General features: G+C 28.9%; 17 protein-coding genes, 2 tRNA genes and 2 rRNA genes. 3 read left to right on the forward strand and 18 right to left on the reverse strand.

Features of this window, described 5'->3' with window-relative positions; genetic code table 11:
• Positions 1–18: 18 nt before the first annotated feature.
• Positions 19–92, reverse strand: a tRNA-Arg gene (locus tag AB4W53_RS01675).
• Between the two features lie 87 nt (positions 93–179).
• Here AB4W53_RS01675 and folD point away from each other — a divergent pair.
• Positions 180–1,052: a bifunctional methylenetetrahydrofolate dehydrogenase/methenyltetrahydrofolate cyclohydrolase FolD gene (gene folD / locus AB4W53_RS01680; RefSeq protein WP_367671742.1), complete on the forward strand. Its 873-nt coding sequence runs from the start codon at positions 180–182 to the stop codon at positions 1,050–1,052.
• Between the two features lie 72 nt (positions 1,053–1,124).
• On the opposite strand, the gene cysS is transcribed toward folD, so the two are convergent.
• From cysS to AB4W53_RS01715, 7 genes are all read right to left on the reverse strand, one after another.
• Positions 1,125–2,369, reverse strand: coding sequence for a cysteine--tRNA ligase (gene cysS, locus AB4W53_RS01685; RefSeq protein WP_367671743.1), 1,245 nt, complete (start codon positions 2,367–2,369; stop codon positions 1,125–1,127).
• A 170-nt stretch (positions 2,370–2,539) separates the two neighbouring features.
• Complete coding sequence (gene cspE / locus AB4W53_RS01690) at positions 2,540–2,749, reverse strand: transcription antiterminator/RNA stability regulator CspE (RefSeq protein ID WP_158349571.1); 210 nt, start codon at positions 2,747–2,749, stop codon at positions 2,540–2,542.
• Between the two features lie 281 nt (positions 2,750–3,030).
• A 5S ribosomal RNA gene (gene rrf / locus AB4W53_RS01695) occupies positions 3,031–3,146 on the reverse strand.
• A gap of 68 nt (positions 3,147–3,214) precedes the next feature.
• A 23S ribosomal RNA gene (locus AB4W53_RS01700) occupies positions 3,215–6,126 on the reverse strand.
• A gap of 153 nt (positions 6,127–6,279) precedes the next feature.
• Positions 6,280–6,352 (reverse strand) — tRNA-Glu (locus AB4W53_RS01705).
• A 121-nt stretch (positions 6,353–6,473) separates the two neighbouring features.
• Entirely contained in the window at positions 6,474–7,316 is an 843-nt protein-coding gene (gene aroE / locus AB4W53_RS01710; RefSeq protein ID WP_367671745.1) for a shikimate dehydrogenase, read from the reverse strand.
• Positions 7,309–7,869, reverse strand: a complete 561-nt coding sequence (locus AB4W53_RS01715; protein ID WP_367671747.1) for a Sua5/YciO/YrdC/YwlC family protein — start codon at positions 7,867–7,869, stop codon at positions 7,309–7,311. Before AB4W53_RS01715 ends, aroE begins: the two co-directional genes overlap by 8 nt.
• 143 nt (positions 7,870–8,012) lie before the next feature.
• Between AB4W53_RS01715 and def the strand changes: the two genes are divergently transcribed.
• Positions 8,013–8,456 (forward strand): peptide deformylase, encoded by a 444-nt coding sequence (gene def, locus AB4W53_RS01720; protein WP_367671748.1) that lies wholly within the window; start codon positions 8,013–8,015, stop codon positions 8,454–8,456.
• Entirely contained in the window at positions 8,446–9,453 is a 1,008-nt protein-coding gene (gene fmt / locus AB4W53_RS01725) for a methionyl-tRNA formyltransferase (protein ID WP_367671749.1), read from the forward strand. Before def ends, fmt begins: the two co-directional genes overlap by 11 nt.
• 37 nt (positions 9,454–9,490) lie before the next feature.
• Here the strand turns inward: fmt and rplQ are convergent, their stop codons facing one another.
• The 10 genes from rplQ to rpsE form a co-directional block, all read right to left on the reverse strand.
• On the reverse strand, positions 9,491–9,874 hold the full coding sequence (rplQ, locus tag AB4W53_RS01730; RefSeq protein ID WP_367671750.1) for a 50S ribosomal protein L17: 384 nt from the start codon (positions 9,872–9,874) through the stop codon (positions 9,491–9,493).
• 26 nt (positions 9,875–9,900) lie between these two features.
• Positions 9,901–10,893 carry a DNA-directed RNA polymerase subunit alpha gene (gene rpoA / locus AB4W53_RS01735; RefSeq protein WP_367671752.1) on the reverse strand — a complete coding sequence of 331 codons (993 nt, stop codon included), beginning with the start codon at positions 10,891–10,893 and terminating at the stop codon, positions 9,901–9,903.
• A 32-nt stretch (positions 10,894–10,925) separates the two neighbouring features.
• On the reverse strand, positions 10,926–11,546 hold the full coding sequence (rpsD, locus tag AB4W53_RS01740) for a 30S ribosomal protein S4 (RefSeq protein ID WP_367671754.1): 621 nt from the start codon (positions 11,544–11,546) through the stop codon (positions 10,926–10,928).
• A gap of 24 nt (positions 11,547–11,570) precedes the next feature.
• Positions 11,571–11,963 (reverse strand): 30S ribosomal protein S11, encoded by a 393-nt coding sequence (gene rpsK, locus AB4W53_RS01745; protein WP_367671755.1) that lies wholly within the window; start codon positions 11,961–11,963, stop codon positions 11,571–11,573.
• 20 nt (positions 11,964–11,983) lie between these two features.
• Entirely contained in the window at positions 11,984–12,340 is a 357-nt protein-coding gene (gene rpsM, locus AB4W53_RS01750; RefSeq protein ID WP_367671756.1) for a 30S ribosomal protein S13, read from the reverse strand.
• 75 nt (positions 12,341–12,415) lie between these two features.
• Complete coding sequence (gene rpmJ, locus AB4W53_RS01755) at positions 12,416–12,532, reverse strand: 50S ribosomal protein L36 (protein WP_367671757.1); 117 nt, start codon at positions 12,530–12,532, stop codon at positions 12,416–12,418.
• A gap of 54 nt (positions 12,533–12,586) precedes the next feature.
• Positions 12,587–13,921, reverse strand: a complete 1,335-nt coding sequence (gene secY / locus AB4W53_RS01760; RefSeq protein ID WP_367671759.1) for a preprotein translocase subunit SecY — start codon at positions 13,919–13,921, stop codon at positions 12,587–12,589.
• A 10-nt stretch (positions 13,922–13,931) separates the two neighbouring features.
• The gene (gene rplO, locus AB4W53_RS01765; RefSeq protein ID WP_367671761.1) at positions 13,932–14,366 is read right to left on the reverse strand and encodes a 50S ribosomal protein L15; all 435 of its coding nucleotides are present in this window, start codon (positions 14,364–14,366) and stop codon (positions 13,932–13,934) included.
• Positions 14,367–14,370: 4 nt separating this feature from the next.
• A complete protein-coding gene (gene rpmD / locus AB4W53_RS01770; protein WP_367671762.1) occupies positions 14,371–14,553 on the reverse strand; it encodes a 50S ribosomal protein L30 in 183 nt (60 codons plus the stop codon).
• 9 nt (positions 14,554–14,562) lie between these two features.
• Positions 14,563–15,063 (reverse strand): 30S ribosomal protein S5, encoded by a 501-nt coding sequence (gene rpsE, locus AB4W53_RS01775; protein ID WP_367671764.1) that lies wholly within the window; start codon positions 15,061–15,063, stop codon positions 14,563–14,565.

Genomic DNA, 15,063 nt, shown 5'->3' on the forward strand with positions numbered 1-15,063 from the left:
GTTAGGGACAATAATTTTTACGCTCTATAGGATTCGAACCTATGACCTACGGCTTAGAAGGCCGTTGCTCTATCCAACTGAGCTAAGAGCGCAATTATTCTTAATATATGTAATATCATTATTTTAGATTATACTATATAATGATATTAAAATCTACTTTCTAATAAAATATTAAACATATGTTATCAAAAATTCTTGATGGAAACAAAATTTCAAAAAAAATTATCCAAAAAATTAAAAAAGAGGTAAAGTATGAAAATCGTTTTCGAAAACGACCTCCAGGATTAGCAGTAATTTGGATTAATAATAATATATCATCTAAAATATACATAAAAAAAAAAACTATTGCTTGTAATGCAGTAGGATTTTATACAGAAGAATGGAAATTAAAAAGTTCCATAAAAGAACAAGATATACTAATTTTAATTAAAAAATTAAATAATGAAGAAAAAATAGACGGAATTTTAATACAATTACCACTTCCAAGTCATATCAACACTCAAAAAGTTATAGAATCTATTCACCCTAAAAAAGATGTAGATGGATTTCACCCATACAACATTGGATGTTTATGTCAAAAAAAACCTAAATTAAGACCTTGTACTCCAAAAGGAATTATGACTCTATTCAAAGAATATCATCTTTCAATACAAGGACTAAATGCAACTGTAATAGGAGCATCGAATATTGTTGGAAGACCCATGGCATTAGAATTATTACTATCTGGATGTACGACGACCATTGTTCACAGATTTACTAAAAATTTAAAACAACACCTACAAAACGCAGATTTAATTATTATCGCAATTGGAAAAGCAAATTTTTTACATAATAAAAATATTAAAAAAGGAACCATTATTGTTGATGTAGGGATTAACAGAATAGAAAAAACAAATACAATTGTTGGAGATGTAGACTTTGAATCAGTATATTCACATGTATCATACATTACTCCTGTTCCAGGAGGAGTAGGTCCTATGACCGTTGCAACATTATTACAAAATACAGTAGCAGGATATAAAAAAAAGTATACATATGATGAAAATATTTGATATAATATTTTATAAAAAAATAACATTAATACATAAAGTATTTATTTACATGTATACTTTTTTTACTAAAAATTATAAATTTTTTAGAAATATAATAGGATCTTTCTTTAATAATCCGAGAATATTTCCTAAATATCTTAATCGATATGAAAAACATATAGCACTTATTTTATTTTTTTCTTTAAGTAAAAGATTAATTTTTTTTAACATTTTAAATAAAATAGATATAGCATGTGGTGTATTAAAATCATTATTCATAGCACGATAAAAATCTAAACAAAATTTTCTATCTTCTATAGAAGGTGTTATTGCAGTTATATTATGTGAAATATCTAATTTTTTTAATATCAAATATAATTTTTTTAAAGAAAAAATAGATTTTTTTAAATTTTCTTCACTATAATGAATTGGTTTTCGATAATGTGTAGATAAAAAAAAATAACGTATTACTTCTGCATCATATTTACTCAATAAATCTTTTAAAAAAATAGTATTCTTTAAAGATTTCGACATTTTGTGATTCTGAAACAACAATGAACCCACATGTATCCAATAATTACCATAATTTTTCTTATTATAAAAACAAGAAGATTGTGCTCTTTCATTTTCGTGATGAGGAAATAATAAATCCGATCCACCACCATGAATATCAAGATTTTCATGAAAAAAATGATGATTAATCGCAGAACATTCTATATGCCACCCAGGACGACCAAATCCCCAAACAGTTTTCCAATTTGGAAGATCATATTTATCCACATTTTTCCATAGTACAAAATCATTGGTAAATTTTTTATATCTTTCTTTTAAAGAATCTTTATTATTTTTTAATTTATTTAATATCTGTTTAGATAATTCGCCATAATGTTTATAACTATCAACAGAAAATAAAATATCCCCATTATTTGCAAAATATGCATGGTGATTATCTAATAAATTTTTTATAAAAAAAGTAATTACACCTATGTTTTCTGTAACACGAGGTTGAAAATTTGGAGATAATAATCCCAATTTTTCAAAATCTTGATTCATAAAATCAATCATTCGATTTGACAAATCTTGAAAATTTTCATTATTTTTTTTCGAACGATGAATAATTTTATCATCAATATCAGTAATGTTACGAACATAATTTACATGATATTTCTTATGTATTAAATATCGTACTATCATGTCAAATACTAAAAAAGTACGAGCGTGACCTATATGACAATAATCATATACTGTCACTCCACAAACATAAATATTCACTTTTTTTTCAAAAATTGAAAAAAAAATTTCTTTTTTTTTTGTTAAAGTATTAAAAATACTCAGCATTATTTTCTCTAAACAGATTAACAGTTTGAATATGTTATACATTAAGATTTTTATGCAAAATGTAATACAAAAAATCTTTACATTTCACCACAGAAATATAATAAAATATTTGCACTGTGGCGAATATATTTTATAGAATTTAAATATCAGTTATAGTTTTGATAGGTACTTTATAAGCTCACTACATTCGCTGCTGAAGGTCCTTTTGCGCCTTCAGTAATTTCAAATTCAACACTTTGTCCTTCTGACAATGTCTTAAATCCGTTACTTTGGATAGCAGAAAAATGTACAAAAACATCTTTACTACCATCTTCAGGAGTAATAAATCCAAAACCTTTAGATTCATTAAACCATTTTACATTACCTTTAATCTTGGACATCTAAATTACCTTACCAAAATATTGATTAAAAACAATAAATACCGTGCTTTTACAAAAAAGACTAGTACAATGTAACTACAAAAAATAACTTCAAATGATTTTTAAAAAATTAAAAATTCAATGTAGAAATTTATTAATACCATTATATAGTAAATGACAAAATAATAAGTAAACAAATTTTTCCGATATTAAAAAAAATATTATAAAAATTTATTTTCAGTAAAAAATTTTTATCAATATACTTTTAATATTAAAAAGAATAGAATTCGTATAAATTTTTATCCTGGCAATTTCCTACTCTCACACAAGGAGACCTTGTACTACCATCGGCGTTATAATATTTCACTTCTGAGTTCGGAATGGGATCAGGTGGTTCCATTACACTATAGTTACCAGGATAAATAATTTATTCTGTAATAATTCTTTATAAAATATAAAATTAATAAAAAACAACTATCAGTTTGTAAAGTCAAGCCTCTTGGGTCATTAGTACTGGTTAGCTCAACATATCACTATGCTTACACACCCAGCCTATCAACGTTGTAGTCTACAACGTCCCTTCAGTAAACTATAAATAGTTTCAGGGAAGACTAATCTTGAGGCAAGTTTCGTGCTTAGATGCTTTCAGCGCTTATCTTTTCCGCATGTAGCTACCGGGCAATGCCATTGGCATGACAACCCGAACACCAGTGATGCGTCCACTTCGGTCCTCTCGTACTAGAAGTAGATCCTCTCAATCTTCCTACGCCCACGGCAGATAGGGACCGAACTGTCTCACGACGTTCTAAACCCAGCTCGCGTACCACTTTAAATGGCGAACAGCCATACCCTTGGGACCTGCTTCAGCCCCAGGATGTGATGAGCCGACATCGAGGTGCCAAACACCGCCGTCGATATGAACTCTTGGGCGGTATTAGCCTGTTATCCCCGGAGTACCTTTTATTTGTTGAGCGATGGCCCTTCCATACAGAACCACCGGATCACTAAGACCTGCTTTCGCATCTGCTCGCATTATCACGCTCGCAGTTAAACTGGCTTATGCCTTTACACTAAACTCACGATTTCCGACCGTGATTAGCCAATCTTTGTGCTCCTCCGTTACTCTTTAGGAGGAGACCGCCCCAGTCAAACTACCCACCAGACACTGTCTCTATACCGGATAACGGTATTAGGTTAGAATACTAAATATTAAAGGGTGGTATTTCAAGGTTGACTCTATTAAACCTAGCGATTTAATTTCTTTGTCTCCCACCTATCCTACACATCAGTAATCAATAATCAATGTCAAGCTATAGTAAAGGTTCACGGGGTCTTTCCGTCTTGCCGCGGGTACACTGCATCTTCACAGCGATTTCAATTTCACTGAGTCCCAGGTGGAGACAGTATGGCCATCATTACGCCATTCGTGCAGGTCGGAACTTACCCGACAAGGAATTTCGCTACCTTAGGACCGTTATAGTTACGGCCGCCGTTTACCGGGGCTTCGATCAAAAGCTTCAAGTTTACCTTTAACTTTCTCAATTAACCTTCCGGCACCGGGCAGGCGTCACACCGTATACTTCCACTTTCGTGTTTGCACAGTGCTGTGTTTTTAATAAACAGTTGCAGCCATCTGGTATCTTCGACTGAATTCGGCTCCAAGAGTAAAATCTTTTCACCTACAATCAGCGTGCCTTCTCCCGAAGTTACGGCACCATTTTGCCTAGTTCCTTCACCTGGGTTCTCTCAAGCGCCTTAGTATTCTCTACTTAACCACCTGTGTCGGTTTTGGGTACGATTTAATGTTTACTTTAGCTTAGAGGATTTTCTTGGAAGTGTGGTATTAATTACTTCATTACCGTAGTAACTCGTCATCACGCCTCAAATTAAACAAATAACCGGATTTGCCTAGTCATTCTATCTACACGCTTAAACCAGGAATATCCGAAACCTGGATAATCTAACCTACTTCGTCCCCCCTTCGCAGTAAAATTAAGCACAGGAATATTAACCTGTTTCCCATCGATTACGCCCTTCGGCCTCACCTTAGGGGTCGGCTTACCCTGCCCCGATTAACGTTGGACAGGAAACCTTGGTTTTTCGGCGAGCAGGTTTTTCACCTGCTTTATCGTTACTCATGTCAGCATTCGCACTTCTGATACCTCCAAAACACTTTACAGTATTTCTTCACAGGCTTACAGAACGCTCCTCTACCCAATAAAAATTTTTTATTGTCACAGCTTCGGTATATAGTTTTAGCCCCGTTACATCTTCCGCGCAGGCCGACTTGACTAGTGAGCTATTACGCTTTCTTTAAATGATGGCTGCTTCTAAGCCAACATCCTAGTTGTCTATGACTTCCCACATCGTTTCCCACTTAACTATAATTTTGGGACCTTAGCTGGTGATCTGGGTTGTTTCCCTTTCCACAACGAACGTTAGCACCCGCTGTGTGTCTCCCGTGATAACATTCTTTGGTATTCGGAGTTTGTATTGGCTTGGTAAGCCGGTATGGCCCCCTAACCAAAACAGTGCTCTACCCCCAAAGATGAATTCACGAGGCGCTACCTAAATAGCTTTCGAGGAGAACCAGCTATCTCCCGGTTTGATTGGCCTTTCACCCCTAACCATAGGTCATCCGCTGATTTTTCAACATCAGTCGGTTCGGTCCTCCAGTCGGTTTTACCCGACCTTCAACCTGCCCGTGGCTAGATCACCGGGTTTCGGGTCTGTACCTTGCAACTTATCGCCCATTTAAGACTCGGTTTCCCTACGGCTCCCTTAATAAAATAGTTAACCTTGCTACAAAGTACAAGTCGCTGACCCATTATACAAAAGGTACGCAGTCACCTGATAAAATAGGCTTCTACTGCTTGTACGTATACGGTTTCAGGATCTATTTCACTCCCCTAACCGGGGTTCTTTTCACCTTTCCCTTACGGTACTAGTTCACTATCGGTCAATCAGGAGTATTTAGCCTTGGAGGATGGTCCCCCCATCTTCAAACAAGATTTCTCGTGTCCCGTTCTACTTTTTGAGTCCACTAATATAATTTTTTTCATATACTGGGCTATCACCATGTTTCGCTACTTTTTCCAAAGTATTCTATTAAAAATTATAAAGATTATAACTCTAGGCTTTTCCCATTTCGTTCGCCACTACTTTGGGAATCTCAATTGATTTCTTTTCCTCAAGATACTTAGATGTTTCAGTTCTCTTGGTTAGCTTTATCAGTCTATGAATTGAACTGATAATGGCATAAATTGCCGGGTTTCCCCATTCGGACATTGTCGGATATAACGTTTCTTATCAACTTACCGACACTTTTCGCAGATTAGCACGTCCTTCATCGCTTCTGATTGCCAAGGCATCCACCATATACGCTTATTTGCTTGACTTTACAATTCGATAATTGTTTTTTATTAATTTTATATTTTTAAAGAGCAGATTAAATCTTATATTTTATTTTTATATCAAAATAAAATATAAGACTCATACATATAATAACACAATATTTTATTTTTGCATACACATTTTTTATTTTTAATTTTTGTCCCCTAGGGGAATTGAACCCCTGTTGCCGCCGTGAAAGGGCGATGTCCTGGACCGCTAGACGAAGGGGACTAAAAAACAAATATAATAGATATGAAATATTAAAATATTTTATTCGTTAAATTTACTATTCTTACAGAATATTTGAAAATAGTCAATAGTTTTTTATAATTTTTTATAATTTTATTAGATATCAAAGATATTTTTTCTTTTTATTTAAAATCTGAATAATTTTATCTACTTTAGGAAAAATATTATTCCATAAATAAAAAGAATATGCTGCTTGACTAACTAACATACCAATACCATCAGAATAATATATCGCTCCATTATTCTTACACCAAAATAAAAAAGGTGTTATATTATCACAATAACATATGTCATAAAAAAAAGTACGTGCAGGATATAAAATAATATTAGAAAGAAAAAAATCAAAATTTTCATTTTTTTCAAACGAAGTAGCATTAATAACTAAATGATAATTTAATTTTTTCAAAGAAGAAACATCAATAGCACGAATATTACCAATATTTTTGAATAAATTTTCTAATTTTTTTGCTCTTTCAAAAGTTCTATTAACAATATCTATAGAACACGGTAAGGATAACAAACTTGGTATAATTCCTCTAGCTGCTCCCCCAGCTCCAATTAATAAAATTTTATTTTCTGTATGAATAAAATTTAATCTTTTTAAATCATATAAACAACCAACACCATCAGTATTATCTCCTAATATTTTATTATCATGTAATTTCTTTAAAACATTAATAGAGTGAGATATTTTAGCTCTTTCTGTCAAAATGTTAGGTAAAAAATAAGCTTGTTCTTTAAAAGGTACTGTAATATTTGCGCCTTTACCTTGATGATTAAAAAAATCTATAATAATTTTCGAAAAACTATCATCAGATTTAATACAATAAGTATCATATTTTAAATGAATGTTTGTATCTTTAGAAAATAATTGATAAATTATCGGAGACTTAGATTGGTGTATAGGATTACCAAATAGTAAATAAGGTGTATTACTTTTAAACATTACGAATATATTCTCCAGTGATAATATTAAAAATTTTAGAAGAATGTGCATAACTACCTAAAGAACCTGACAAAATTGGTATTCTTTTACCAAAATAGTTTAATATTTCTAAAGTGGTTCGAGATGCTGGCATACCAGAAATATTTGCACTAGTAGATACTATTGGTTTACCAAATATATTGCATATTTTTCTTACTACAGGGTGTTCTGTCACTCTAACGGCAACAAATTTTGATCCACCAGTTATTAACCTTGAAATATTTGTACTGCATGGTATTAAAAAGGTAATAAAGCCAGGCCATAATGATAATATTTTTTTTTTTTGTTTTTGTGATAATAAATTTATATTAATATATGGTAATAATTGTTTATAATTTGAAGCAATTAAAATTAAACCTTTATTAATAGATCTTTTTTTTAGTAATAGTAAATCTACTAATACTTGCTCATTATCAGGATTACAACCTAACCCAAATACAGATTCTGTAGGATATGCAAAAATCCTATTTTTTTTTAAAATATTTAATGCATCTAAAAAAGAAATATTCTTCATATATAAATATACTATATTATAATTCTTTATACAAATATAAAATAATATTATATCTATAATATAATACTAAATGATAAAATATAAAATATTAAATTTCAATATATAATTTATTATCATTTGAATAAATTCATTTTTCTAATAATATGAAATTATTAAAAATACTCAAATATCCTGATAAAAGGTTAAAAAAAATTGCTCAACCAGTAAAAAATATAAACAAAAAAATTCAAAATATTATTAATAATATGTTTTACACAATGTACCACAATGAAGGTATTGGACTAGCTGCACCACAAGTAAATATTAATTTACAAATTATAGTAATTGACATTATGAAAAATAATAAAAAAAAACCTATAGTACTCATTAATCCAAAAAAAATATTTGCATCTGAATATATTCATATGGAAGAAAAATGTTTATCAATACCTGGCAAAAAAAAAGTAATTATTAGGTCAAAAAATATAGAAATTAATGCCATAAATTATTATGGAGAACATATAAATATTAAAACCAATTCATTATTATCAATTTGTATACAACACGAAATGGACCACTTAATAGGAAAATTATTACTTGACTACTAATCATAGTATTTTACAAATATCCAAAAAAAGTAATCATAATATTCATAAATATAATAAACCATTAAAAATAATTTTTGCAGGTACACCAAATTTTGCAGCTTATCATTTAAAACAATTACTTTCTTCGCACCACAACATACTAACAGTACTAACGCAACCAGACCGTCCTAATTATAGAAATAAAAAAATAATATTATCTCCTGTAAAAAAAATAGCTCAACAATATAATATTCCTATAATACAAATACACAATTTAAAAAATCAAGAAGAAATAAACAAAATATTTCCTCAATCTGCAGAAATTATGGTTGTTGTTGCATATGGAATGATTTTACCTAGTTTTTTATTAAATCGATTTCCCTTAGGCTGTATTAATATACATGGCTCATTATTACCAAAATTCAGAGGACCTGCTCCCATACAATGGACACTCATAAAAAATGAAAATACCACTGGAATTACAGCTATACAAATGAATCAAGATATTGATTCTGGAAATATATTATATAAAATGCTATATAAAATTCATCCTAAAGATAATAATAATGTTTTGACAGAAAAATTATCTGCTCTTGGTATAAAAACACTATTACAAACTTTAATTAAAATTCAAAAAAAAAACCACTACTATATTAAACAAAAAAAATATCAAGTAACATACGCAAAAAAAATTACTAAAAGTATGGGAAGAATAAATTTTTTTATGAGTGCCCAAAAAATTATAACAATGATTAAAGCATTAAATCCTTGGCCAGGTACATACATAAAAATTAATAATCAAATAATTAAAATACATAAAGCAAAAATAATAAAATCAGATAACAAATGGAATATTGGAAAAATTATCATCATGAATTCTTCTGGAATTTTTATTCAAACCCAAAAAAATATTTTAAAAATTCTAAAAATACAAGTTCCAGGGAAAAAAATTAATACAATATCTGAATTTATTAATTCAAAACAAAAATTTTTTACTTTAGGTCAAGTACTAATATAAAAATAAAACGGCAATAAAATGCCGTTATATGTGAAAATTATTCTTTGTTATTGTTTTTTTTTTGCAAACGATCAATCAATTGGATGTATGCAATATTTGCTTTATCACCATTTCTATACCCACATTTAAAAATTTGGGTATAACCCCCATTTCGATTTAAAAAATGTGGACTGATGTCATTAAATAACTTGAATACAGATTTATTATCTCGAATACGAGAAAATACTAATCTTCTATTTGCTACAGTATTAACTTTTGCAATTGTAATTAAAGGTTCAATAATCATACGTAATTCTTTCGCTTTTGGTACAGTTGTTTGAATAATTTCATACTGTAATAAAGAACACACCATATTACTAAACATAGATTGTAAATGACTACCATTACGATTTAAATAACGACCTCTATTTTTATGTCTCATATATACTCTACTCTTAACATATTTTTCTATTGATCAGATATATTTTCAGGAGGCCAATTTTTCAAACGCATTCCAAGAGATAAACCTTTTGAAGCTAATATATCTTTAATTTCAGTTAAAGATTTTTTCCCAAGATTTGGAGTTTTTAATAATTCCACTTCAGTACATTGTACTAAATCACCAATATAATGTATTGTTTCTGCTTTTAAGCAATTTGCAGATCTTACTGTTAATTCTAAATCATCTACCGAACGTAATAAAATAGGATCAATTTCTGGTTTTTTTTCTTCTTCTTTTACTGGTTCAACAATATTATTAAAATCAACAAATGGACTTAGTTGTTCTGAAAGAATGGTTGCTGCTGTCCGAATAGCATTTTCCGGGTCAATAGTACCATTTGTTTCCATTTCAATAATTAATTTATCTAAGTTTGTTTTTTGTTTTACTCGAGCAGATTCTACTACATATGCAATACGTTCTATCGGGCTATAACAAGCATCTAATGATATACAACCAACTTCTTTATCAACATTGTCCAAAGCTATTCTAGATGATGCTGAAACATATCCAACACCTTTTTCAACTTTCATAGTCATTTCAAGAGAAGATGAAACATCCGTTAAATGACATATGATTTTATTTTTATTAAGAATTTCAACACTATTATCATGTACAATATCTAATCCTCGAACGATCCCAATCCCGGTTTTTTTAATATGTAAAAAAACTTGATTTTTATCTTGTAATTTAATTGCCAGCTCTTTTAAATTTAACAATATTGTTAAGATATCTTCTTGTACACCTTCTTTAGCGCAATATTCATGTAAAATACCTTTAATTTTAACTTCAGTAATAGCACATCCAGGAATAGAAGAAAGCAAAACTCTACGTAATGCATTTCCAATGGTATGACCAAACCCTCGTTCTAAAGGTTCCATGGTGACTTTCATATGAGTATTGCTAATTTTTTCAATATTTACTATACTCGGTTTTAAAAAACCTGTTATAAAATTGTGCATGGAACTCTCCCTAATTATTTTATATTTATAATTTATCTTGAATAAAGTTCAATAATTAGGTGTTCATTAATATCCGAAGCGAAATCAGAACGATCAGGAACTCTAATCAATGTACCTGAAAAATTATTTTTATTGATTTCTATCCAATCTGGTTTTTCTCTTTGTTCTGACAATTCCAATGAAAATTTAATTCTTATTTGTTTTTGTGATTTTTCTCGTATTGAAATACAATCATTAAGAGAAACTTGATAAGAAGAAATATTAACAATTTTATTATTTACCATAATTATTTTATGATTAATTAATTGTTTCGCTTCTGCACGAGTTGCACCAAAACCCATTCGATATACTATATTGTCTAGTCTCATTTCTAATAATGTTAACAAATTTTCTCCAGTATTTCCTTTTAATTTAGCAGAACGTTTATAATAATTATGAAATTGTCTTTCTAAGATACCATATAAACGACGAACTTTTTGTTTTTCTCTTAACTGTATACCATATTCAGACAATCTAGATCTTCTTTTTCCTTGTTGTCCAGGTAATTGTTTAATTTTACATTTGTCTTCAATAGAACGTAAACCTGATTTTAAAAATAAATCAATACCTTCTCTACGACTTAATTTTAATTTTGGTTTTAAATATTTTGCCATTGCATTCTCTCATCATCTCTATAATTAAATTCTACGTTTTTTAGGTGGACGACATCCATTATGTGGAATAGGAGTCATATCAGTAATATTTGTAATTTTAAATCCAGCAGTATTTAAAGCACGTATTGTAGATTCTCTTCCAGGTCCTGGTCCTTTTATCATTACTTCTAAATTTTTTATTCCATAATCTTTAATTAAATCTACACATCGTTCTACAGCAACCTGAGCAGCAAAAGGAGTTGATTTTCGTGAACCTCGAAATCCTGAACCTCCAGCAGTTGCCCATCCTAAAGCATTACCTTGACGATCTGTAATTGTAACAATGGTATTATTAAAAGATGCATGAATATATGCAATTCCATCAGAAATCTGCTTTTTTATACGTTTTTTATTATTTCTTATTATTTGTTTTCCCATACAACCTATGTTCCCTCATATTATTTTTTTATTGCTTTGCGAGGACCTTTTCTGGTTCTAGCATTCGTTTTTGTTCTTTGTCCTCGTACTGGTAATCCTCTACGATGACGAAAACCACGATAACAACCAATATCTATTAATCTTTTTATATTTAATGATCTTTCTCTACGTAAATCACCTTCTGTAATAAATTTAGAAATCATACTTCGTAATAAATCTAATTGTTGAGTATTTAATGCACTCATTTGTGTATGTTCTGCAATTTTACAACGAATACACATCGATCGAGATAAAGATTTACCTATACCATATATTAAACGTAATGCAACGACAATATTTTTATCATTAGGAATATTAATTCCTGCAATACGAGCCATCATTTTCCTCTATAAGTATATTTATAAATAATATTCTATACAATAAAAAATTATAATATAATATTAATGCAATGGTTACCCTTGTCGTTGTTTATGTTTAGGATATGCAGTACATATTACACGAATAACATTTCTTCTTTTAATAATTTTACAATTGCGACATAATTTTTTTACTGAAGTTCTTACTTTCATATATTATTTATTCTGTATAAATAGTTTAAAAATCATATATCATATTAAATATTATCAAAATGTATTATTAACATTTAAATATGACTTATTTAAGATAGAGTTGTATTTATTTGATAAAATTAATGTTTGTATTTGATTAATAATATCAATAATTACTACTACTACTATTAATAAAGATGTTCCTCCAAAATAAAACGAAACATGCATCAAAGTTCTCAAAAAATCTGGTAATAAACAAATAAAGATAATATATATTCCATTAATAAATACAATTTTATTCATAATATGAATAATATATTGTGTTGTTTGTACACCAGGTCTAATACCTGCAATAAAAACACCAGACTTTTTTAAATTATTTGCAATCTCTCTGGGATTAAAAGATATATAAGAATAACAAAAACAAAAAGCAAAAATTAATATAGAAGATATTATTATATATAAAAAATTTCCTGGTTGCAAATAATATAACAAGTATTCTAAATATTTAATATGAATATGTACATTAATTAGTGAAACCATAGTTGAAAAAAATATTATTATACCAGATGCAAAGATTGCTGGTATAACACCAGACATATTAATTTTTAAGGGTAGATGCGTTCTTTTTGTAATATATACTTTATGTATATTTTGTGGATTAGGGTAATGTAAAATAATTTTTCGATAACTTCGTTCTATAAAAACAACAAAACAAGTTACAAAAAAAACAATTATACAAATAAAAAAAATACTTATTAAAGATAATACTCCTTCTTGAAATTGTTGTAAAGTATGAAAAATAATAAAAGGTATCCTGGAAATAATATTAATACAAAGAATAATTGAAATACCATTTCCAATACCATATATTGTAATTAATTCACCTAACCACATTAATAACATAGTTCCAGTACATAAACTAAGTACCGTAGTAAGATAAAAAGAAAAATTAGGGTGTATTACTAATCCTCTCATACTAATAATATGAGGTAAAGTAATTGCAACACTAACTGCTTGTATAAAAGATATTAATAATGTAACATACCGAACATATTGATCAATTTTTTTTTTTCCTATTTCACCTTCTTTTTTAATCTCTATAAATTTTTTTACTACTAATGTTAATAATTGTATAAGAATAGAAGCAGAAATATAAGGCATCACACTTAAGGAAAAAATTGAAGCACGACTTAATGCACCACCAGAAAAAAGATTTAACATATCAATAATAGTATTTTGTTGTGTTTGAAAAAACTGTAATAATACAAAATTATTGATTCCAGGTACTTGGATAAAAGAACCAATACGAAAAATTATAATTGCAAAAAAAACAAATATAATTCTTTTTTTTAATTCTATTAAAGTACTATTAATCTTTTTAAATTTTGAACGTATTTTTTTAACCATGATATGCTATTTATTCCTCAATTTTTCCACCAAATTCTTCTATAATTTTTCGGACACTATGCGTAACTTTTAATCCCCGAATAATTTTTACTGTATTGAAAATTCCAGAATTAATTATTTTAACATATCGAGTACTATGTTTAATAATATTATTTTTTTTGAGTGTTTTTAAATTAATCACTTTTTGTGGTAAATGATTTATTTCAGATAAACGAACTTCTAAAGTTATATATTTTCTACGAGAAAAAAAACCAAATTTTGGAATACGACGATATAAAGGCATTTGTCCACCTTCAAAACCTCTCCTAATACTTACTCCTTTTCTTGATTTTTGCCCTTTATGTCCTCTTCCACATGTTTTTCCAAAACCACTTCCTATTCCCCTTCCAACACGTTTTTTATTTTTTTTTGCACCTGAACTATATTTTAAATTATTTAAAAACAATTTCTTATTCTCCTTGTACTTTAACCATATAATTTACTTTATTAATCATTCCCCGAATATCTCTAGTATCTATTCTTTTTACTGTATGCCCGATATGACGTAATCCCAGTCCTATGATTGTTGCTTTATGTTTTGGTAAACAACCGATAGTACTTTTAGTTTGCGTAATAAAAATTTTTTTAATCATATAATATTATTATCCCAATATCTCAGATATTAATTTATTTCTTTTTTCAGCAATTATTTTAGGGGATTTCATATTTTTTAATCCATTAATTGTTGCCCTCACTACATTAATGGGATTTGTAGAACCATAAGTTTTTGCTAACACATTACTTATTCCAACAACTTCTAAAACAGCTCGCATAGCACCTCCTGCAATAATCCCAGTACCTTTAGAAGCAGGTTTCATAAATATTTTAGATTTAGTATGTACACCTTTTACAGAATGTTGTAATGTTCCATTAGTAATAGGTACAAAAACCATACTACGACGAGCTTTTTCCATAGATTTTTGTATAGCTGCAGGAACTTCACGTGCTTTTCCATATCCAAATCCAACTTTTCCATTATTATCTCCAACTACTGTCAGAGCGGTAAAAGAAAAAATGCGACCTCCTTTAACAGTTTTAGAAACCCTATTCACTGTAATTAATTTTTCTTTTAATTCTATGTGATGCACTTTTTTATAATACAT

This window comes from Buchnera aphidicola (Myzocallis carpini) (genome assembly GCF_964059025.1).
Taxonomy (GTDB): Bacteria; Pseudomonadota; Gammaproteobacteria; order Enterobacterales; family Enterobacteriaceae; genus Buchnera_L; species Buchnera_L aphidicola_AK.